Below are 20,489 nucleotides of genomic sequence, written 5' to 3' on the forward strand. Positions count from 1 at the left end.
TCGTGGCAATGGACGATATCAGGCCATTATGGTAAAAATGGAGAAATGCCTGTTTTTTGTATTGTGACAGGCATCATTCAAATAATAGGCATATAAAACTATGGTATTTAAACGACATCTGACAGCGGCAACTGCTGTTTTTGTCATGCTTGGTACAGGTTATGACCTTGTGTCTGCGCAGACGGTTTCATCAGCTTCACAACAGGGTGGAGTGCCTGCGGTTCAGACTATTCCTGGCATGCCGGCTGTTACCGATGCTTCTAATTTATATAGTGAAACAGGTGTAGGGCATATTGCACCGCAGATCGCAGCTGATCCTGAACGGGTTTATGTGCCCAATCTGCGTTCAAACAGTGTTTCTGTTATTGACCAGCATACGAACAAAGTTGTTGAGACGATTAAGGTCGGTAAAAGTCCACAGCATGTTGTACCTTCGTGGGACCTTAAAACCCTGTGGGTGACGAATAATGCTGAAGGCACATTTGACGGTAGTCTGACCCCGATTGATGCGCAGACTGGTAAAGCTGGTGCGGCTGTTGCTGTTGATGACCCTTATAATATGTATTTCACACCAGATGGTAAATCTGCCATTGTTGTTGCCGAGGCACGTAAACGCCTTGATTTTCGTGACCCGCATACAATGGAACTGCAGCAGTCTGTGCAGACCCCTGACTGTAAGGGGGTGAATCATGCTGATTTTTCAATTGATGGTCGCTATGCCATTTTCACCTGTGAGTTTGGCGGACATCTGGTAAAAGTTGATACAGTTAATAAAAAAGTATTAGGATATCTGAAGCTTTCAGGTGGTGGTATGCCACAGGATATTCTGATTTCACCTGACGGCAAGACATTTTATATTGCTGATATGATGGCCGATGGTGTGTTCCTCGTTGACGGGGATACATTCCGCGAGATCGGATTTATTCATACTGGTGTTGGTACACACGGGCTTTACCCAAGCCGTGATGGAACAAAAATGTATGTTGCCAATCGTGGTTCGCATAAAATTCATGGTAACCCTCATAGTAAAGCAGGGGGTGTGACGGTTATTGATTTTGCGACGAATAAAATTGTTAATAACTGGCCTATTCCTGGTGGCGGCAGCCCTGATATGGGTAATGTCAGCGCAGATGGTAAATATCTCTGGCTCTCTGGTCGTTTTGATGATGTCGTATATAAAATTGATACAGAAACCGGAGATATGCAGAAAATTCCTGTTGGCAAAGAGCCTCATGGTCTGACGGTATGGCCTCAGCCTGGTCGTTATTCAATCGGGCATACAGGTTTGCTCCGGTAGTTTTATAAGTTCAGAGCAATACAGGCGCTGTTATGCTTAAAGCTAAGGTCAGCTATTAAATTTTTGTATTGCTCTGGAATTATCTGATATTTTTGTCTTTATAGAGACAAATCTAATAGGAAATATCAGATGAAACTATACCATCGGGCAGCCTTGCTCTGCTCTGTTTTTTTAGGACTGGATTTGTGTGCAGTAGCTGCACAGGCACAAACAGCTGCGCCACAGCAGGTGCCCGTCCCCTCCCCTCTCCCTCAGCCTCAAGATATCCCCTACCCAGGCAAAATGCAGATCAGCGTTGACGCGACTGATTTAAGCCGTCGTATCATGAGTATAAAAGAAGTTGTTACTCTCCCGCCTGAACTGTCTCAAAAAGGTGGTGATTTTATTCTGCTTTACCCTATGTGGCTGCCAGGTGATCACTCTCCTTCCGGCACGATTGACCAGGTAGGTGGATTAGAAGTGCGCTCTGGTAAAGAGGTTCTGCCGTGGCATCGTGATACAGTTGAAGTAAGTGCTTTTCATATTACAGTTCCTGCCGGTACGCGTGAACTGAATGTGTCATATCAGCTTCTTTCACCGGTCTCTCCTGATGAGGGACGCGTTGTGATGACGGATGTGATGGAAAACATACAATGGTCAGCTGTTTCCCTTTATCCTGCTGGTTATTATACACGGCAAATACCGGTTGTATCCCAGGTTATTCTTCCTGAAGGCTGGCAATATGGTACGGCTTTGCGTGCTGATGGACCGCAAAAAGGTAATACAGTTACCTTTAAATCAGTTATGTTTAACACGCTGGTGGACTCCCCCATTTTTGCAGGGAAATACTTCCGTAAGTTTGACCTGACACAAGGTGACCAGGTGCCTGTCACACTTAATGTGATGGCTGATAAACCGCAATATCTGAACGCCACTCATGACCAGATTGCTCGTCATAAAGAGCTGGTCAGACAGGCAACGCTGCTGTTCCGTTCTCATCATTATAAGCATTATGACTTTTTGCTTGCTCTGACCGAGCATCTGGGACGCATTGGTCTGGAACATCATGAATCCAGTGAGAATAGTGGTCCGCTGGGTTACTTTACAAAATGGGATGAAACTGCTGCAGCACGTGATCTTCTGGCGCATGAATTTACTCATTCATGGAATGGTAAATATCGTCGTCCGGCTGACTTGTGGGCTGCAAACTTTAACACGCCACAGCGTGGAAGCGGGTTGTGGGTTTATGAAGGGCAGACTCAATACTGGGGTTATGTTCTGGCTGCCCGTTCAGGTCTTATGACTGTGCCTCAGACAGAAGAAGCTATAGCTGATGTTGCGGCAACCTACAGTGCTCAGGCAGGTCGTAAATGGCGCCCGCTTATTGATACGACGAATGACCCGATTATTGCGCAGCGTGCACCTTTGTCATGGAGAAACTGGCAACGTAGTGAGGATTATTATTCAGAAGGGCAGCTGATATGGCTTGATGTCGATACACTGATCCGCAAGCTGTCTCATGGTGAAAAATCGCTCAATAATTTTGCCGGAGATTTCTTTGGTAAGAATAACGGGCGGGTTATGCCCAGCACATACTGGATCAGTGAAGTTGCCAGCACGCTGAATAGTGTACAGCCTTATGACTGGACAGCTTTTCTGCATCAGCGGGTTGATCAGATTAATCCAATGGCGCCTCTTGATGGTTTAACACGTACAGGTGCTAAATTAGCTTTTTCAGATAAGCCAACTGATTTTATTAAATCTGATTCTTTATTGCGACATACAACAGATTTCAGGTTTTCTCTTGGTTTCCAGGTTAATAAAAAAGGTATCCTGACGAATGTGCTGTGGGATGGCCCGGCCTGGAATGCGGGTATAACCCGTGATCAGCAGATTATAGCTGTTAATAACGAAGCCTATAGTGAAGATGTGCTTAAAGAAGCCATTACAGAAGTTAAAGGTAAAAATAGTCAGCCAGTTGTACTGCTGCTGCGTGACGGCGATAATTTTCACACAGTTTCATTACCGTATCATGACGGGCTGCGTTACCCTTATCTTTCCGGAAACCTCAATGAAATTAAAGAAATTCTCTCACCTCTTGAACCTGAAAAATCAGATATAAAACAGTAAGAGTGTAGTATGTGTTATCCGCCCTGCATAAGCAGGGCGGATGGTGTGGGGTATATTAGTGTAAAGACTCATTTGCTGCTGGTGCATCAGGTGCCATTTTTCCAGGTGATGTTGAGTGTTCGACATCATAGGCTGTAGCTTTTTGTGCATAAGTTCCTTTTGCACCAGGGTGCTCTTTGTCATAAGCAGCAGCTTTTTCTTTTTCTTCTTTACGAAATTCATGTCGCTTGTACATTCCGGTTACACATCCGCCGGTAGCACCAAGAACACCGTGACCAACCATGTGTCCACCAACGGCACCAGCAGTACCATATTTCAGGCAACCGCCAGGCTCTGCATAAGAGACAGAGCTGGTTGCCAGAGCAAGAGTTGCTGTAGCAGCCAGAAATTTCATATGACGTTTCATCATTTCCAATCCTTATCTCAATGACCAATAAATCATCAATATCATGACTTTATGGTCGTATTATGCCGTCTCTTTTAAAAAAAAATGACTGGAAATATGAAAAAACCGGAGAGATATGATCTCTCCGGCTGTAGTTTTTACTTGCTGGTAAATTTGTTTTTGATGCGCTGACCAATATCTTTATCGATATTTGACCAGTATTCAAAAACTCTTGAGAGAACAGGTTCCTCAACGCCATTTGACAGATGTCCGACCACATTGCTGACCAGACGGTCTCTCGCGGCATCGTCCATGACTTTTGTTACAAGCGCACGTGCCTGAGAGTAATCATCATCATCCGGGCGCAGGGTATAAGCTGAGCGCACAAATTCGCCATCTGCACTCCATACAGCATTTTCAGGGAACCTTACCCCGTCTGCCACCGGCCCGCCTTTCGAGTTAGGGGTGTAAACCGGGTCATGAGCATTATTGATGCGCATAGCCCCCCCTTTGTTGTAGCCATGAACAGGGCATTTCGGTGCATTGACGGGGATTTGTTTATAGTTGACCCCCAGTCGCGCACGGTGAGCATCAGCATAAGCAAATGATCGGCCCAGCAACATCTTATCAGGTGAAAGACCTGTACCAGGTACAAAGTTATTTGGCTCAAAAGCTGCCTGTTCGATTTCAGCAAAGAAATCAGCCGGGTTACGATCAAGCACAAGCTTGCCAACTTCAATCAGGGGGTATTCGCCCTGAGGCCATACTTTTGTCAGATCAAACGGATTGATGTGATATTTTTTTGCATCATCATAGGGCATGATTTGCATTTTGAGCGTCCAGCCTGGATACTCTTTACGTTTGATGGCCTGATACAGGTCACGACGGTGATAATCTGCATCTGAGCCAGCAAGGCTGTCTGCCTGCTCCTGTGTCAGGCATTTAATACCCTGATCCGTTTTGAAGTGATATTTGACCCAGAAGCGCTCTCCCTTTGCATTGACCCACATATAAGTATGGCTGGAGAAACCATCCATGTGGCGCCACGATGCGGGAATGCCCCTGTCACCCATGAGCCAGGCAACCTGATGAGCTGTTTCGGGATTCAGTGTCCAGAAATCCCACTGCATGTCGTTGTCTCTCAGACCATTATCGACACGTCTTTTTTGTGAATGAATAAAGTGCTGAAATTTGATCGGGTCACGAATGAAAAATATGGGGGTATTGTTACCCACCATATCGAAATTGCCTTCTTCTGTATAAAATCTGACAGAAAAACCCCGTGGGTCACGCCAGGTGTCCGGGCTGCCACCCTCACCCGCAACTGTTGAAAAGCGGGCTACAACTTCTGTTTTTGTACCCTTTTGTAAAAATTTTGCTGATGTATAGCGGCTGACATCGTGAGTGACGGTAAAGTGACCAAATGCCCCGCCTCCTTTTGCATGTGGCTGGCGGTCAGGGATCATCTCGCGGTTAAATGCAGCCATTTGCTCGATCAGAACATGATCCTGCAACAGAATAGGACCATCATTTCCGACAGAAAGAGAAAACTGGTCGTTGGAAACGGGAATGCCTGAATCAGTAGTATGAATTTTATCTGAGTGTTTACTCATAAAAAATACCTTATTTAATATGTGTTGTTTCAGAACATATGAAGCGTAGGTTTGTTTTTTTTTGAGATCAAGAAAAACATAAAAAGTAAATTTTATTTGTTATTATTTCGTGAAAATATTTTTTGATATATGTCATTTTTTAAATATCCAGAGACATAAAGTGTGATTACTTACATGGCCCGGCTGAAAGTGCGGGTATGGGTTTAGTTGGCAAGAAAATACAACCACATGTATAGGTAAGAAAATGACATAGAACGAAAGTCAGGCATCACACTGATGCTGACTATGATTGCCTTAAGGTAAGTTAGATGAGAGTTATGATGCGGACAGGCGGAATTTTCCTGTCCGGTGTTGTGTTCCTGTGGGGTATGTCGACACAGGCTTTTGCAACCGAGGGTTGCCATGCATTGTTTTATAAAGGGCTTGTTCCGGCTGTTAGTGGTGCACTCAGTCATGGGCAGCTCCTGTGTAATAAAGCTTATGCAACACTGAATTCACCCATGACACGAGGTCCTGTCTGGTCAGCGGAGTGGCTGGTTGAAGAAAACCTTGAGCAGGCCTCCAGAACAAAGCGTGAAGGCTCTTTTTATCCTGATACCCGGGTGCCATATGGCCAGAGGGGAGAATTATCTGACTGGGAGAAAAGTGGCTGGGACAGAGGGCACCTTGCACCCTCCGGTGACTTTGCGGGTATTGCAGCCCAGCAGGAATCTTTTGCCCTTTCTAACATCGTGCCACAGGCGCCGGCCTTAAACAGAGGCGCCTGGGCAGGTATAGAAAGTGTTGTCAGAGGGCTGACATATCAGGATGGTGAACTTTATGTTGTGACAGGTGTTCTGTTTCCGCAAACAGGACAGAAACGAACCGGGCGTGATGGCGTGATGGTTCCTTCTGCATTATGGAAAGCTGTGTTTGACCCGGTGGCGGATGGAGCGGCTGTATATTTATGCTTAAACAGCAATACACCGCAGTGCCGGCTCATCTCTTTGTCTCAGTTACAACAAAGAGCCGGGATTGATGTTTTCCCCTCTCTGCCAGAGTCTGTTAAAACTCATGTTATGGCTATGCCTGCGACAGGTACTAATGCTTATGCCCGGCGGGTACGTAACAAACAATCTGAAAAACCAGGATTCAACTGGAACAGCCGTGAAACACGCTGGGTTTTGCGTCAGCTAAGGCGGGCGTTAAAACAGTCCCTGCAATCTTATGGACGTGGGTGATATAAATTTTAAAAATTAAATATGGATTGTCAGTCTGGAATAAGAAGGCTGGCAGATTTTTACCGGGTTAAGCTCAGGCCATAGTCACATTATAACCCGGTAAAATTTAGATATTTATTTTCACTTACGTATATTTTTTATTTTCTGCATGACGATCCATCAGCAGGGATGTAACGGCTCTTTTAAAAGGAGGGAAAGAGTCCGCAAGCTTAATGCCGGTTTCACGAATTTTTTTGAATGGCGCTCCATCGTGGGTGTAGAGAGAGGCGAGGCCATTTGTACCAGCAAAAAGAAAAGCCGTTGCCAGTCTGTGCTTTTTTTCAAAACGTCTTAAACCCGCAGCGGCTCCGGCATCAGCTGAGAGTGACAGGTTCCATGCGACGGCATCTGCAAGTGTCTCCTGCCCTTTCAGGCCGAGGTTAAAACCATGAGCAGTGATAGGGTGCATACCTACTGAAGCATCGCCCACCAGTGCCAGGCGGCGTGAGGCAAAACGATGGGCATAAACCCCTTTAAGCGGGTAGACATGCTGTGTGCTGACCAGGCGCATCGTACCAAGTCTGTTTCCAAGTCGTTGCATAACAGCAGCATTAAAGTCATCACGTGGCAGAGCCAGAAGCTGGCGCATTTGCTCTTCAGGTAATGTCAGAACAAGTGATGATGCACTTCCGTTAACAGGCAGGAGTGCTACGGTCTGGCCCTCATCAAACCATTGTGTTGCAATGTTATGGTGCGGTGAGGTGTGAAACATACGACACACCATCATCACACGTTTAAAGTCGTGCACAATGGCACCTATGCCGCAGCGTTCGCGTGTTTCAGAAAAACGACCATCTGCTCCGACAACAAGCTGAGCTTTTATCTCTCCGCCTGTGTGCGAAATAGTAGCGTGGTCAGCACCCTGATTAATGGCCGTTACGGCCGCGCCTGGCATCAGTATAATCTCTGGTCGCCGGGCAGCTACAGTATAGAGGGCACGTTTGATCTCATGGTTAGAAACAAGCCAGCCCAGAGCATCGACACCCCGTCCGTTGGTCGTGAAGGTAAGCGGGTGACGAAATTTACCGGTTTCAACCCGTGCCTCACGAAGCGGGCAGATAGCTGTTTCAGGAATAAGGTTCCAGGCATTTAGTTTTTTAAGAATATTGACGGAGTGGTGTGTCAGAGCAATCTCCCGGCCGTCAAAAGCCGGGTCTTCCCATGCGCTGAGAGGTGCCCGTTCGAGCACAACACTCTTCAGGCCAATATCAGCTAACGATAAAGCTGTTGCCAGCCCGACAGGCCCACCACCTGTTATGACAACATCAGTTTGTATGCTGTCTGACATAATGATTACTCCTTACGGTCAGCAGTAAAAGTCACAGGGCTGCCAAGCCAGCGTGCGGTGAACTGCTCAGGGTCAGGGCGACGGGGTGAGGGGGTGTTCTGCCCGGCTGGTGTGCCGACAAAAAGAAAACCTGCCAGTTTATGGGGGGCTTCAAAACCGATCTCGGCTGCGAGAACGGGATCCTCCGTGATATCACCAGAGACCCACACGCCGCCAAAGCCTGTTGCTGAAAGTGCATTGAGGATGTTCATAGCCCCTGCAGCGACAGTCATTTCCTGTTCCCATAAAGGAATTTTATTATCAGGCCGCAAATGCATACCCAGAGCAATGATCATGGGCATATTCGAAAAACGATCGCGACGTTTGTCTATTTTTGCCTGAGGAGCATGAGCATCAAGGCGGAGCATGCTGGCTACTATACGCTCTGCAGCAAGCGGGCGGGCTTCGCCTTCAATGATAACATAACGCCACGGTCTGAGTTTGCCATGGTCTGGTGCGCGCATAGCTGTCGCCAGAATGTCTGAAAGTTCTGACGCAGATGGTGCAGGTGCAGTAAGGGAGTCCTGAGATGCACGGTTAAGGAGCATTTCCATTGGCGTCATGTTATTATGGTCCTTCTGATCAGTAAGGCGAAAACTTTATGCCGATTAGCCAGGGAAAGCAGGGAGAGCTTTGCCACCCATCAGATGCAGATGAAAATGCGGGACTTCCTGTCCGGCATTATGGCCTGCGTTGGTTATGACCCTGTAGCCACCCTCTTCAAGATCAAGGCTGGCTGCAATGTGCCCTGTTGCCTGCATTATGGCAGCGATTTCTTCAGCGGATGCTGTTTTGCTGAAATCAATAAAAGAGACATAAGGTTTTTTAGGAATTATCAGCACGTGCACCGGCGCTTTTGGGCTGATGTCATGAAAGGCGAGCACATAGTCATTTTCAAAGACTTTATTGCAGGGAATTTCGCCTCGTAAAATTCTGGCAAAAATATTGCCAGGCTCATAAGTTCCGGTGCCGCTGACAGACATTATTTATCCTTTTTTAGAAAGGTTTTTTTTAGGACGTGATGCTTTTTCTGCAATGCCGCTGATCCCTTCCCGGCGATGCAGTTCTGCCCAAATGTCGTTAAGCTGCACGCCGCTGTCTACCAGCATGACGATAAGATGGTAGAGTACGTCAGCACTCTCACTAATCAGTTCATCTTTACGACCGGCTACTGCTTCGATCAGGCACTCAACAGCTTCCTCACCAAATTTCTGTGCGATTTTGCTGGTCCCGCGAGACAGCAGGCGGGCAGAGTGACTAAGGGAAGGGTCTGTCCCTTTCCGGCTTTCGACAAGTGTAAACAGACGTTCAAGAATATGCACGTCTGCCAGCTGTTCAGCCGTGACCGTGGGCACAGCTTTTGGCTTCGCAGTCACCTTTTTCTTCGCAGGTGATGTCGCTGCTGCTTTTTTGTCCTGTTGTGTGACAGGAGGCGTTTTTGTGCTGACTTTCTTAATCATATCGATTGGCTTGCCTGAAATGGAGCGGGAGAAGGTCTGACCGGCAGACCGGCTGCAGCCAGTGCCGTTTTAACCTGAGAAATGCTGAACTGCCCAAAATGAAATACGCTGGCAGCGAGCAGACCTGTTGCCCCGGCGTGTGCGCCTTCGGCAAAATGTTCAAGCTCGCCAACGCCACCTGAGGCAATAACCGGCAGACGAACTGCCTGAGTAACAGAGCGCAGTAAGGACAGGTCGAAACCTGAACGGGTGCCGTCTCTGTCCATTGATGTGAGCAGAATTTCGCCTGCACCACGTTCTTCAACTTCGCGTACCCAGTCGGTTACATCGCGTCCTGTCGGCGTGCGCCCTCCATGGGTATACACCTCCCACTTCCCCGGTGCAGACTGCCTGGCATCAACAGCAACAACTGTACACTGACTACCGAACTTATTGGCGGCTTCGTTAATCAGCTCAGGGCGTGAGACCGCCGCTGAGTTCATAGCGCATTTATCAGCACCGGCCAGCAGAAGGCGACGCATATCATCTGTTGTGCGGACCCCTCCGCCCACAGTCAGAGGTAAAAAAATGCGTCTTGCTGTGCGGGTCACGACATCAAGGATAGTATCACGGTTTTCATTGCTGGCCGTAATATCGAGGAAGGTCAGCTCATCGGCACCGGCGGCGTCGTAAACAACAGCCTGCTCAACCGGGTCCCCTGCATCACGCAGAGAGACAAAGTTAACCCCCTTAACAACCCGGCCATTTTTAACATCAAGGCAGGGAATAACGCGCAGCTTCAGCATGACCCAAGTACCCTAAGTGCTTCCTGCGGTGACACTCTGCCGTCATACAGGGCCCGGCCAACAATCACCCCTTCTATACCAGGAGCCTGTGCTGCGGCTTCGCGTAAGGCGGCAAGATGCCCGACTGACCCAACACCACCGCTGGCAATAACCGGAATGCTCACAGTGTTTGCCAGCTCGACGGTTTGTTCCAGATCAAGGCCTTCGAGCATACCATCACGGCTGATTTCCGTAAAGATAATGGCACTTGTACCGGCATCCTGCATTCGCAGGGCCAGATCACGGGCCTGCATTTCTGATACTTCAGCCCAGCCCTCGGTTGCAACAAAGCCTGAGCGTGCATCAATGCCGGCTACAATCTGACCAGGAAAGAGACGACAGGCTTCGCGTACCAGTTCAGGGTTTTTGACTGCGACTGAGCCCAGAATGACGCGGGTAATGCCGGCTTCAAGCCATGAGGCTATAGCCTGAATGTCACGCAGGCCTCCTCCCAGCTGCATCGGTACTGTCGTATTTTCAAGAATGGCGCGCACGGCAGGGGTGTTAACTGATTTGCCGCTGAAGGCACCGTTCAGGTCAACAGCATGCAGCCATTTAAATCCGGCATCACACCATGCACGGGCCTGCGCAGCCGGGTCATCAGAATAAACGGTTGCATCATCCATCTCACCCCGACGTAGCCGAACGCAGGCACCGTCTTTCAGGTCAATGGCCGGATACAGAGTGAGAGGACGAAGAGCGGTATCAGTCTGAGGCATTGGTGTTATTTCTGCTGCTGGAGAGGGAGGGAGGTCAGGTCGAGTCTTTTTGAAAAGAATAACCCGCGAACCGGGCACTCATCGACCTGCGCATAATGAGGGTGTGTGCCCCAGTGCTCAAAACCTGCACGGATAAAGAGCTGTATGGCGGCTCGCTGCGTTTCGGGTACATCAGCATTGATGACGCGATAACCCATGCTGCGTGCTGCCTGCTCAACGGCACTTAGCAACTGCAGGCCAAGTCCCTGCCTTCGGGCATAAGGGGCAACAAACAGACTTTTCAGAGCAACACACATGGCCTGTGCTTCGTTATTGCGAGGCTCGCGAACAAGCTGGGCAGAGCCTACAATAACCTCTTCATGGCGTACGCCAAAAAGCATGCGTTCAGGTACGAGCAGAAGCCCCTGAAAATAGCGCTCGAGCACCTGTGCGCCCTGAGGGCGTACCCAGCCAAGCCCTCCGCCATCAATTGTTGTGGCGTTAACTGCTTCGCATAGTGCCTGCAGGTCGTCGTCTTCAAACTCCAGGATCCGACTGACTGTTTTCTTTTTTGACATCAGGCCCACCGGGGTGACTCAGGCTGCCAGGACAGAAAATTTGCTATAATACGCAGGCCGACAGTCTGACTTTTTTCAACATGAAACTGAGTGCCTGCCATATTTTTGTGACAGACTATAGCCGGCACAGCACCACCATACTCCGTTGTAGCCAGAAGTGTATCGGCAGATGTGTTGCGCAGGGCGTAGGAGTGCACAAAATATCCGTGCGGGTCATTGCCCAGATGTTCAGTTAACGGGTGTGGGCGAGTGAAGGAGAGAGAGTTCCACCCCATCTGGGGAAGACGCAGGCCTGGTGCATCAAGAGGAGCGACTTCACCTTTGATCCATCCAAAGCCGGGGGTTATGCCATGCTCAAGCCCCTGCTCGGCCATGAGCTGCATGCCAACACAGATGCCCAGAAACGGTGTTCCTTCACTTACAGCTTTAAGCAGGGCCTGTTTCAGACCTGGTTGTGCAGCAAGCCCCCGGGCGCAGTCGGCAAAGGCTCCCTGACCTGGCAGAATAATACGATCAGCTTTGAGAACCGCGTCGGGGTTGCTGGTAATCTCAACAGAAGCAGTAAGACCTGAAAGCTCTGCTGCCCGCTCTGCTGCGCGGGCAGCAGAAGCCAGATTGCCGCCGTCATAATCAATTACGGCAACGGAGAGAGAGTTGGGCATATGACCTCGTACGTTCTCGGCCTGCAGAGGGCCAGCGGAGAAAAAGCTCCGGGATGGAGGGAGCCTGGGGGAATTGCAGACGCTTTACAGCTTTCCCTTGGTTGAGGGGATTGCATCCTGAGCGCGCGGGTCTGCTTCTACCGCCATGCGGAGTGCCCTTGCCAGTGCTTTAAAACCGGCTTCAGCAATATGGTGGCAGTTTTTTCCGGCTTTTTGTGTGAGATGCAATGTTAGCAGGCCAGACATTGCGAATGCACGAAAAAATTCTTCGACCAGTTCTGTATCCATTTCGCCAATGCGGTCACGGTCAAAGGTTGCGTCAAAAGCGAGGAAGGGGCGACCGGACAGATCAACAACCGCTTCACACAGAGCTTCATCAAGCGGTACAAGAGCGTGACCAAACCGGCGAACACCGCGTTTGTCACCCAGGGCCTGTCTGAGGGTCTGCCCTATGGCAATGCCGGTGTCTTCAACGGTATGGTGCCCGTCAATATGCAGGTCTCCCTGCACTTTAACTGACAGATCAATCAGGCTGTGTTTTGAAAGAGCTGTCAGCATATGGTCAAAAAAACCAATGCCTGTGTCAATATTCGCTTTACCTGATCCGTCGAGATCCAGGGTCACCGTAATATCTGTCTCGCTGGTTGCGCGATGGGTTGTGGCCTGACGTTCTGTCTTCATAATGGTGTCCTGTATAACCTAAGCTGCAGCATCACGCTATGATGCGTTACCATGCCTGCTGCTCAGAATTTGGTAAATCTATCTTAAGCCTTTTTCAGGCTTAAGTCTTTTTCAGGTTTTTTCAGGGCACGTTGCGTTCAAGCTCATCGAGCCAGAGTCTCGCGTTGCCATCAGAGGGAGCGCGCCAGTCGCCACGTGGTGAGAGACTGCCGCCGGCCATAATTTTGGGGCCGTTGGGCATGGCTGAGCGTTTAAACTGACTGGTGGTGAAAAAACGGTAAAGAAATTTACCAAGCCAGTGTCTGATCGTTACAAGGTCATAGGCCTTACGCTCTGCATCAGGAAAGCCGGGTGGCCAGCTGCCTTCCTCTGTATTTTGCCAGGCCTGCAGGGCCATAAAGGCGATACGTGATGGTGGCAGGCCATAGCGCAGTATATAAAATAAGGTGAAGTCATGCAGAGCATAGGGGCCTATTGTATCTTCTGTGCTTTGTATTTTTCCATTCGTTGCGGGAATGAGTTCGGGAGAGATTTCTGTATTAAGAATTGTGGTCAGAACCGGGGAAACTGTTTGTGAAAAATACCCTGAGGTAATTGCCCAGCGGATGAGGTGCTGAATAAGCGTTTTGGGCAGGCCGGCATTCACATTATAGTGCGACATCTGATCGCCGACACCATAAGTACACCAGCCAAGAGCCAGTTCCGAGAGGTCTCCTGTGCCGATCACAAGCCCGTTATGTTTGTTAGCCAGCCTGAATAAAAAGTCTGTGCGCATGCCGGCCTGAACATTTTCAAAAGTGACATCATGCACAGCCTCGCCTTTTGCAAAGGGGTGATCAATGTCACGCAGCATCAGAGAGGCTGCTGGCCGGATATCGAGAACTTCGTGTGTGGTACCCAGGGTCTCCATTAAAATATTGGCGCTGGCCAGGGTTTTATCAGTCGTACCAAAGCCCGGCATGGTGTAGGCCAGCACTGATGTGCGGGGCCAGCCCATTTCATCGGCAGCGCGCACAGCGGTCAGCAGTGCTTGGGTCGAGTCCAGCCCTCCCGATATGCCAATGACCATGGTTTTTACGCCGCTGTTGCGCAAGCGTTGTTTGAGTGCCGAAACCTGAATGGTAAAAGCTTCAAAGCAGTCCTGTTCAAGGCGGTGTGGGTCGGAGGGCACGAAAGGAAAACGGTTAAGGGGGCGGCGCAGGCCCAGATTGGTCAGCGGCGGTGTGAAGGTGCTTGTAATACGCTGCCAGGCGGATGTATCGCCAGCAACAGCACGGGCATTTGCGGTGAATGACCCCATGCGCATACGCTCCTGAGCCAGTAGCATGAGGTCGATATCAGCAGTGATAACGCGACTGCCAGAGGGAAAACGTTCGCTTTCTGCCAGTAGCTGCCCATTTTCAAAAATAGAGATTTGCCCATCCCAGGCTACATCTGTCGTGGATTCCCCCTCTCCGGCGGCGGCGTAAATATAAGCAGAGAGGCACCGGGCTGATTGTGAGCGGCATAAAAGATCGCGGGTTTCAGCTTTGCCAACGGTGATGTCACTGGCAGAGGGGTTGGCGAGAATGGTGGCTCCGGCCAGTGCAGCGACTGAACCGGGTGAGACGGGGACCCACATATCCTCGCAGATTTCGATAGCGACGCAGAAATGTGCGATGTCGGCAGCTTCAAATAAAAGGTTTGTGCCAAAAGGCACCGCATATTTCCCTATGCGGATCGTTTCGTTGCGGAGCTGTGCACAGGCTGTGAACTGCCGGGCCTCATAAAACTCTCTGTAGTTTGGCAGGTAGCTTTTGGGTACTACTCCGAGAATTTTTCCGCGATGCAGCACCACGGCACAGTTACATAAGGCTGAGCCGTGGCGCAGGGCGGCTCCGACAATGAGCATGGGGAGCAGATCAATGGTAGCTGCAGCGAGCTCAGTCAGTGCGGTTTCTGTCTCGGTGAGAAGTACTTCCTGCTGGCGCAGGTCATCAAGAGAATAGCCTGTCAGGCTGAGTTCAGGAAAAACGCAGAGCGAGCATCCCTGCTCATCGCTGTTTTTTGCAGCCTCAAGGATACGTTCTTTGTTGGTGGCAGGGTCAGCCAGAGCGACAGGAAGGGTGCAGGCGGCAACGCGGGCGTATCCATGGTGGTATAGTGCGTAAAAAACAGAATCTGGCATGATGGTTTTGCGCCCTTCCTCTTATTTTGAGCCGTCAGGAGTGAACCTGAGCTATGGCAGAATAGTCGTTCTGCCTGGCAGGAAAAAATTTTCGAAAAAAATTATAAAAAAGCAAAATACCCTATTGTGTAATTTTCATCATCAGAATATATAGTCCTCAGTCTGATGCGGGCGTAGCTCAGGGGTAGAGCACAACCTTGCCAAGGTTGGGGTCGTGGGTTCGAATCCCATCGCCCGCTCCAGACTTTTCTCCGAAAAATATAATTAAACCTTAAGTGTTTTGATTGTAATTTTCGTCGAGTTTTTTTTCCTCATCACAGATTGCTGTGTTTTCAGACTCCTCTCCTGAGTTTGAATATGATTTTTTTTATGCTGCGGCGTAATTGGTCCATCCTGTTCAAAACACATTAAATTTTTGCACAGATAACAGAACGAATTCGAAATATTCTGAAGTTAGAATAATTTTAATTGCATGAAGCGGGCCTTTGTGGTCACTATCAGTAATACGGTTTTGTAAATTCGTATTACTGGAGCTCTCATGCGTCTGCCATCACTTCTTCGCAAAAGCGTGTTCGCTGGTATCTGTGCGGCACTTTCCTGCACGTCAGTTTCTGCGGCTTCCCTCAAGGTTGGTTATAGTGACTGGCCAGGCTGGGTCGCCTGGCAGATTGCTATTGATAAAGGCTGGCTGAAAGAGGCGAAGGTTGACGCTGATTTTCAGTGGTTTGATTATGGTGCCTCGCTTGATGCTTTTGCTGCACATAAGCTTGATGCTGTTATGGCGACAAATGGTGACGCCCTGATGATGGGGGCTAATGGCCATAAGGGCGAGATGATTCTCGCGACCGATTATTCCGATGGCAACGATATGGTTGTTGCACAGCCTGGCATTACCAGCATGCAGGAGCTTAAAGGCAAGTCGATTGCGGTTGAGGAGGGTCTGGTCGATCATCTTTTGCTGCTTAAAGCGCTTGAACAGTCAGGCATGTCTGAAAAAGATGTGAAGCTGGTTAATACCAAAACTAACGAAATGCCTCAGGTTCTGGCTTCTGGTGAAGTTGCTGCCGTTGTCGCCTGGCAGCCTAACTCAGGTCAGGCGCTGCGGGCTGTGCCTGGCTCTCGCCCGGTTTTTACATCACATCAGGTGCCTGGGCTGATTTATGATACCATCGTGGTTGATCCGCAATCGGTGCATGATAACCGTGAGCAGTGGCAGCGCCTTGTCGGCGTATGGGATCGTGTAGTGACGTATATTCAGGACCCCAAAACGCAGCCCGATGCTTTGCGTATTATGTCACATCTCGCAGGGGTCACGCCTGTTGCCTACAAGCATTTTCTTAATGGTACGCACCTTCTGACACTTTCAGATAATAAAGCTGTTTTTGTAAAAAAAGAGGGACTTTCTTCTCTCTACGGATCAACAGAAGTTGCGAATACATTTAACCTTCAGCAGGGGGTTTATAAAAAGTCGCAGAATGTTGACAGTTATATAAATCCGTCTTTTACGGCATCCGTTAAATAAAAGTGCGGCAGGAGAGCATCATGCACAGCTTCAGGGCTTCATGGCGGCTATATGGCCGGACTGACCGGGTATCTCGCCAGATATTTGGTGTTCTGGCAGTTCTCCTGCCTTTGCTGATCTGGAGTTCAGTCAGCTACCTTCCTTTTGTCTGGCATCCGCAGATTATGATTACTGACCCGGGAGGGGAGGAGTATCTTGAAGCTGGTATGCGGATGAATAAAAGCGATTTTGCCCGCGCAGTAAAAGAAATGCAGGATCAGCATCAGGCTGTGCCAAAAGGTGTCGCATCTAATCCTGTTTATCTGCCTTCACCGGGGCAGGTGTTAAAAGCTTTTGTTAATGCCTTTACATCTACAGCTTCTGTCGGGGCAGAGCACTCTATTCTTCAGGCTTTCTGGCACAGTATTCGTATTATTTTCTGGGGTTTTTTAATTTCGTCAGTGATCGGCGTGCCTCTGGGTGTATTTTGTGGTGCAATTCCCGCTCTTTCCAGATTAATTGAGCCATTTGTCGATTTCTTTCGTTATCTTCCGGCACCGGCTTTTGGCGCTCTCGCCGTTGCTATTCTGGGTATTTATGATGCTCCGAAAATTGCCATCATTGTAATCGGAACATTGTTCCAGCAGGTTCTGGTAATAGCCAATACAACACGCCAGCTCGATTTCTCACTGGTTGAGGCATCACGTACGCTGGGTGCAAAAGGTTTTCGTTTATTATTTCGTGTTGTTATTCCTGGTATTTTGCCAGACCTTTATAAAGATCAGCGCATTTTGCTGGGCTGGGCCTGGACGTATCTGATTGTCGCTGAGCTGATTGGCACATCATCCGGCATTACATGGTTCATTACACAGCAGGCGCGTTATCAGCATTTTGACAATGTTTTTGCTGCTATTGCCCTGATTGGTGTCGTTGGCCTTGGAACTGATATTGTTCTGGGTCTGCTCGGTCGTAAACTGTTTACATGGAAAAGGGAGAATGGCTGATGACTGATAAAGCAGAACATACCCTTCCTGATTATCGTGATCTTCCGCCTGATGTTGCAGAGCGTATGGCACAGATTAAAAAACGAGATTATGTTTTAAAAATTGACCATGTTACAAAAGAGTTTGTGCAAAAACGTTCCCGTGTCAAAGCGCTTGATGATATAGAATTTGGTGTGCATCGCCGCGAACTGGTCTGTGTTGTCGGGCCATCAGGATGTGGAAAATCAACCCTTATTCGTATCCTGGCAGGCCTGGAAGATCCGACAAGCGGCCATATTCTGATGGATGGCAAGTCGGTACACGGTCCAGGTGCAGACCGGGGTATGGTTTTTCAGAAATATACACTCTTTCCATGGCTGGATGTTTGTCAGAATGTCATGTTTGGTATCGAAATGGCTGGTGTCAGCCGTCTTGAGGCCCAGCGCCAGGCACTGCAATGGTTACAGATGATTGGTCTGGAGCAGTTTGCAAAGGCTTATCCGCATCAGTTGTCAGGTGGTATGCAGCAAAGAGTGGCAATTGCGCGTGCTCTTGCGGCTTCACCTCGTGTGCTTCTGATGGATGAATCCTTTAGCGCTCTTGATGCTCAGACCCGCACAAAAATGCAGAATTATCTGATGGAGATCTGGCGTAAAATTGACATAACAATAGTCTTTATCACGCATGATCTTGATGAAGCTATTTATCTTGCTGATCGTATCCTTGTTCTTAAACCTAACCCTGGTCGGGTTGAAGAGGTCATAGAAGTACCTCTGTCACGGCCACGCAGGGCAGAGCAGATGACGTCAGATGAGTTTCTGGCAACTAAAGCTCATCTTGAGGAACTTATTCGTTCTTTCGGTGTGCCAGATGAGAATGCAGAGGACGAGGATGTAAAAATTGATCTCCCCCTCCTCACGCTTGTGACAGATAAAGTAGAGTAGGAGAGACCGGAATGAGCGGCAAAGAACCCAAAGAGCAAATCAGCCGTATCAGTGTATCGCTGTCGCCGGTTATTCTGCGTGAGCTGGATGCTATGGTTGAGGCAAAAGGTTATGCCAGCCGGTCTCAGGCTATTCAGAATATTGTGCATCAGGAGCTGATGTCATGTCGCCAGGAAAGCGGTGATGAGCTTTCGGCTGGTGTTATCATTCTTTTTTATAATAACACGGTTGCAAATCTTCCGCAGAGACTGGCTGATCTGCAATATGAAAATCTGGCTGAGGTTATTAGTTCTCTGCATGTTAATCTCATTCGTCGTCAGACACTCGAAGTTTTGCTCGTTCAGGGTAAAGTAAAAAAACTTCAGGAAATAGCTGATCAGTTTATCACATTGCCTGGTGTTATATCTGGTCGCCTGCACCTGATTGCTTCACTTATTCCTCCCGTTCACGAAACAGGTCGTGAGCTTGAACTTAATGTCGAAGAACCCTGATATTTTTTATCTTCCCTGAATAATACAGGAGAGTTTTATGCAAATTGATCAACAGTCACCAGAATGGTACCGTGCGCGTTATAATCAGCTGCGCGATCAGGCCCTTGAAACAGAAAACAGCGTGCGTGCTCCGGCAGCGCCTGTTGAGATGAAAGAAGAAGATGTTCTCCATCGTGAGACTATTCCGGGTGGATGGTACTGGAGCACGTTTCTGCCGCGTGGTCAGGCTCTCCGGCTGTTAAATACATCAGGTAATAATGGTGTTTCAGTTGCCTTGTGGAACGCCGATGACCTAAGTGAGCGTTATAATGCGGGTGATACTATTAAGCTGCAATGGACAACCTGCCTGACAACAGGGCGTGTATTATTTTCTGATATGGGGCGGGTTCTCGCTTCGGTTATTGCTGATACATGTGGTTTCAGTGACACCCTGGCCGGTGGCAGTACACCACAAAGCAATATGCGCAATTTTGGTTCTTCATCCCTGCGTAATACGCGTAATAATTTTCGTCTCACTGCCGGAAAATACGGCATGTCGCAGCATGATGTGACCTCCTGCATTACGTTTTTCTCGCATATCAGTACACAGGCTGATGGAAGCTTTAAGTGGGTTGAGGGTGATGTAAACCCCGGTGATTATGTTGATCTGCGGGCTGAAATGAACCTGCTGGTTGCAGTTTCAAACTGCCTGCACCCATTTGCGCCTGATGCAGATTTCACACCTGGTCCGGTTGAAGCTGTGCGCTGGCAGGCGCCGAAGCCAGCGGCAGATGATCTGTGCCGTAATTTCTGTGAAGAAGCCCGCCGTGGTTTCGACAATACCGATATTCTGTTTGCCTGAGCGGAGTCAGACCTATGACAGAGCATGAAATCAGCAAAGTTTTTTCAACTGTAGTTCTCGATCACGTCATTCCTGCGCGTACACCATGGTCTGGTGTTGTGCGTAAAGGTCAGGTGATCCGGATTATAGATCTTGAAAGTCAGCAGGCTGTTGATGCACTTTTTTATAACGCCCATGCTTATCATGAGCGCTACAGTGCGCAGGATACACTGGTAAACCAGGGTGCCGCTTATATCAGTACAGGTACCAGCCTTTATTCAAACGAAGGTAATGTACTGATGACTGTTGTGGCTGATACCTGCGGTCGTCATGACACACTGGCCGGTGCCTGCAGCTGTGAATCAAATACCGTGCGTTTTGGGCATGAGACGAAATATATGCATGCCTGTCGTGAGAACTTCCTTCTTGAAGTTGAAAAATACGGTATGAGTAAAAGAGATATCGTTAATAACGTTAACTTTTTTATGAATGTTCCCATTTTGCAAAATGGCGAGCTGGTTATTGACGATGGCCTTTCTGATCCGGGTGGATATGTCGATCTGCGCGCAGAGATGGACACACTGGTCGTGATCTCCAACTGCCCGCAGGTAAATAACCCCTGCAATGGCTTCGTGCCGACCCCGGTTCGCGTCGTTATCGGCGATCCTGTTTCTCTTTGACGCTAAGGGC

Annotated in this window: 19 protein-coding genes, 1 tRNA gene and 1 pseudogene; 10 read left to right on the top strand and 11 right to left on the bottom strand. The window is 48.8% G+C overall.

Annotated elements, in window-relative coordinates; genetic code table 11:
- The first annotated feature begins 100 nt into the window (after positions 1-100).
- Together HK25_RS06240 and HK25_RS06245 are read left to right on the top strand one after the other, a co-directional pair.
- Positions 101-1,297, top strand: a complete 1,197-nt coding sequence (locus HK25_RS06240) for a YncE family protein (RefSeq protein ID WP_086635647.1) — start codon at positions 101-103, stop codon at positions 1,295-1,297.
- Between the two features lie 129 nt (positions 1,298-1,426).
- On the top strand, positions 1,427-3,406 hold the full coding sequence (locus HK25_RS06245; RefSeq protein ID WP_086635648.1) for a M61 family metallopeptidase: 1,980 nt from the start codon (positions 1,427-1,429) through the stop codon (positions 3,404-3,406).
- A gap of 55 nt (positions 3,407-3,461) precedes the next feature.
- Here the strand turns inward: HK25_RS06245 and HK25_RS06250 are convergent, their stop codons facing one another.
- Both HK25_RS06250 and HK25_RS06255 read right to left on the bottom strand, forming a co-directional pair.
- Positions 3,462-3,800 (bottom strand): hypothetical protein, encoded by a 339-nt coding sequence (locus HK25_RS06250; RefSeq protein ID WP_086553864.1) that lies wholly within the window; start codon positions 3,798-3,800, stop codon positions 3,462-3,464.
- A 149-nt stretch (positions 3,801-3,949) separates the two neighbouring features.
- Positions 3,950-5,404, bottom strand: a complete 1,455-nt coding sequence (locus HK25_RS06255; RefSeq protein WP_086635649.1) for a catalase — start codon at positions 5,402-5,404, stop codon at positions 3,950-3,952.
- 317 nt (positions 5,405-5,721) lie between these two features.
- Between HK25_RS06255 and HK25_RS06260 the strand changes: the two genes are divergently transcribed.
- Positions 5,722-6,624 (top strand): DNA/RNA non-specific endonuclease, encoded by a 903-nt coding sequence (locus tag HK25_RS06260; protein WP_158092922.1) that lies wholly within the window; start codon positions 5,722-5,724, stop codon positions 6,622-6,624.
- 124 nt (positions 6,625-6,748) lie between these two features.
- On the opposite strand, the gene ubiM is transcribed toward HK25_RS06260, so the two are convergent.
- From ubiM to HK25_RS06305, 9 genes and pseudogenes are all read right to left on the bottom strand, one after another.
- The gene (gene ubiM, locus HK25_RS06265; RefSeq protein WP_086635651.1) at positions 6,749-7,951 is read right to left on the bottom strand and encodes a 5-demethoxyubiquinol-8 5-hydroxylase UbiM; all 1,203 of its coding nucleotides are present in this window, start codon (positions 7,949-7,951) and stop codon (positions 6,749-6,751) included.
- Positions 7,952-7,956: 5 nt separating this feature from the next.
- Complete coding sequence (locus HK25_RS06270; RefSeq protein WP_086635652.1) at positions 7,957-8,553, bottom strand: nitroreductase; 597 nt, start codon at positions 8,551-8,553, stop codon at positions 7,957-7,959.
- 45 nt (positions 8,554-8,598) lie between these two features.
- A complete protein-coding gene (locus tag HK25_RS06275; RefSeq protein ID WP_086553759.1) occupies positions 8,599-8,973 on the bottom strand; it encodes a histidine triad nucleotide-binding protein in 375 nt (124 codons plus the stop codon).
- A 3-nt stretch (positions 8,974-8,976) separates the two neighbouring features.
- Complete coding sequence (locus HK25_RS06280; RefSeq protein ID WP_086635653.1) at positions 8,977-9,450, bottom strand: phosphoribosyl-ATP diphosphatase; 474 nt, start codon at positions 9,448-9,450, stop codon at positions 8,977-8,979.
- Positions 9,447-10,235, bottom strand: coding sequence for an imidazole glycerol phosphate synthase subunit HisF (hisF, locus tag HK25_RS06285; protein ID WP_086635654.1), 789 nt, complete (start codon positions 10,233-10,235; stop codon positions 9,447-9,449). Before hisF ends, HK25_RS06280 begins: the two co-directional genes overlap by 4 nt.
- Positions 10,229-11,550 (bottom strand): annotated as a pseudogene (gene hisA / locus HK25_RS06290) (1-(5-phosphoribosyl)-5-[(5-phosphoribosylamino)methylideneamino]imidazole-4-carboxamide isomerase). The gene hisF and the pseudogene hisA overlap by 7 nt, the downstream one beginning before the upstream one ends.
- Entirely contained in the window at positions 11,550-12,212 is a 663-nt protein-coding gene (hisH, locus tag HK25_RS06295) for an imidazole glycerol phosphate synthase subunit HisH (protein ID WP_086553762.1), read from the bottom strand. The pseudogene hisA and the gene hisH overlap by 1 nt, the downstream one beginning before the upstream one ends.
- Before the next feature lie 84 nt (positions 12,213-12,296).
- The gene (hisB, locus tag HK25_RS06300; RefSeq protein WP_086553763.1) at positions 12,297-12,893 is read right to left on the bottom strand and encodes an imidazoleglycerol-phosphate dehydratase HisB; all 597 of its coding nucleotides are present in this window, start codon (positions 12,891-12,893) and stop codon (positions 12,297-12,299) included.
- Between the two features lie 121 nt (positions 12,894-13,014).
- Positions 13,015-15,060, bottom strand: a complete 2,046-nt coding sequence (locus tag HK25_RS06305) for an NAD(+) synthase (RefSeq protein WP_086635655.1) — start codon at positions 15,058-15,060, stop codon at positions 13,015-13,017.
- A gap of 167 nt (positions 15,061-15,227) precedes the next feature.
- Here HK25_RS06305 and HK25_RS06310 point away from each other — a divergent pair.
- From HK25_RS06310 to HK25_RS06340, 7 genes are all read left to right on the top strand, one after another.
- A tRNA-Gly gene (locus tag HK25_RS06310) sits at positions 15,228-15,302 on the top strand.
- Positions 15,303-15,598: 296 nt separating this feature from the next.
- Complete coding sequence (locus HK25_RS06315) at positions 15,599-16,582, top strand: ABC transporter substrate-binding protein (RefSeq protein WP_086635656.1); 984 nt, start codon at positions 15,599-15,601, stop codon at positions 16,580-16,582.
- Between the two features lie 20 nt (positions 16,583-16,602).
- On the top strand, positions 16,603-17,565 hold the full coding sequence (locus HK25_RS06320; protein WP_086635657.1) for an ABC transporter permease: 963 nt from the start codon (positions 16,603-16,605) through the stop codon (positions 17,563-17,565).
- Positions 17,544-18,488, top strand: a complete 945-nt coding sequence (locus tag HK25_RS06325) for an ABC transporter ATP-binding protein (RefSeq protein WP_086553767.1) — start codon at positions 17,544-17,546, stop codon at positions 18,486-18,488. Before HK25_RS06320 ends, HK25_RS06325 begins: the two co-directional genes overlap by 22 nt.
- Positions 18,489-18,499: 11 nt before the next feature.
- Positions 18,500-18,979 carry a nickel-responsive transcriptional regulator NikR gene (gene nikR / locus HK25_RS06330; protein ID WP_086553768.1) on the top strand — a complete coding sequence of 160 codons (480 nt, stop codon included), beginning with the start codon at positions 18,500-18,502 and terminating at the stop codon, positions 18,977-18,979.
- Between the two features lie 37 nt (positions 18,980-19,016).
- On the top strand, positions 19,017-19,820 hold the full coding sequence (locus HK25_RS06335) for an urea amidolyase associated protein UAAP1 (RefSeq protein WP_086635658.1): 804 nt from the start codon (positions 19,017-19,019) through the stop codon (positions 19,818-19,820).
- 14 nt (positions 19,821-19,834) lie between these two features.
- Positions 19,835-20,479, top strand: a complete 645-nt coding sequence (locus tag HK25_RS06340) for an urea amidolyase associated protein UAAP2 (RefSeq protein WP_086553770.1) — start codon at positions 19,835-19,837, stop codon at positions 20,477-20,479.
- Positions 20,480-20,489 lie beyond the last annotated feature (10 nt).

This window comes from Acetobacter sp. DsW_059, assembly GCF_002153695.1.
GTDB lineage: Bacteria > Pseudomonadota > Alphaproteobacteria > Acetobacterales > Acetobacteraceae > Acetobacter > Acetobacter thailandicus.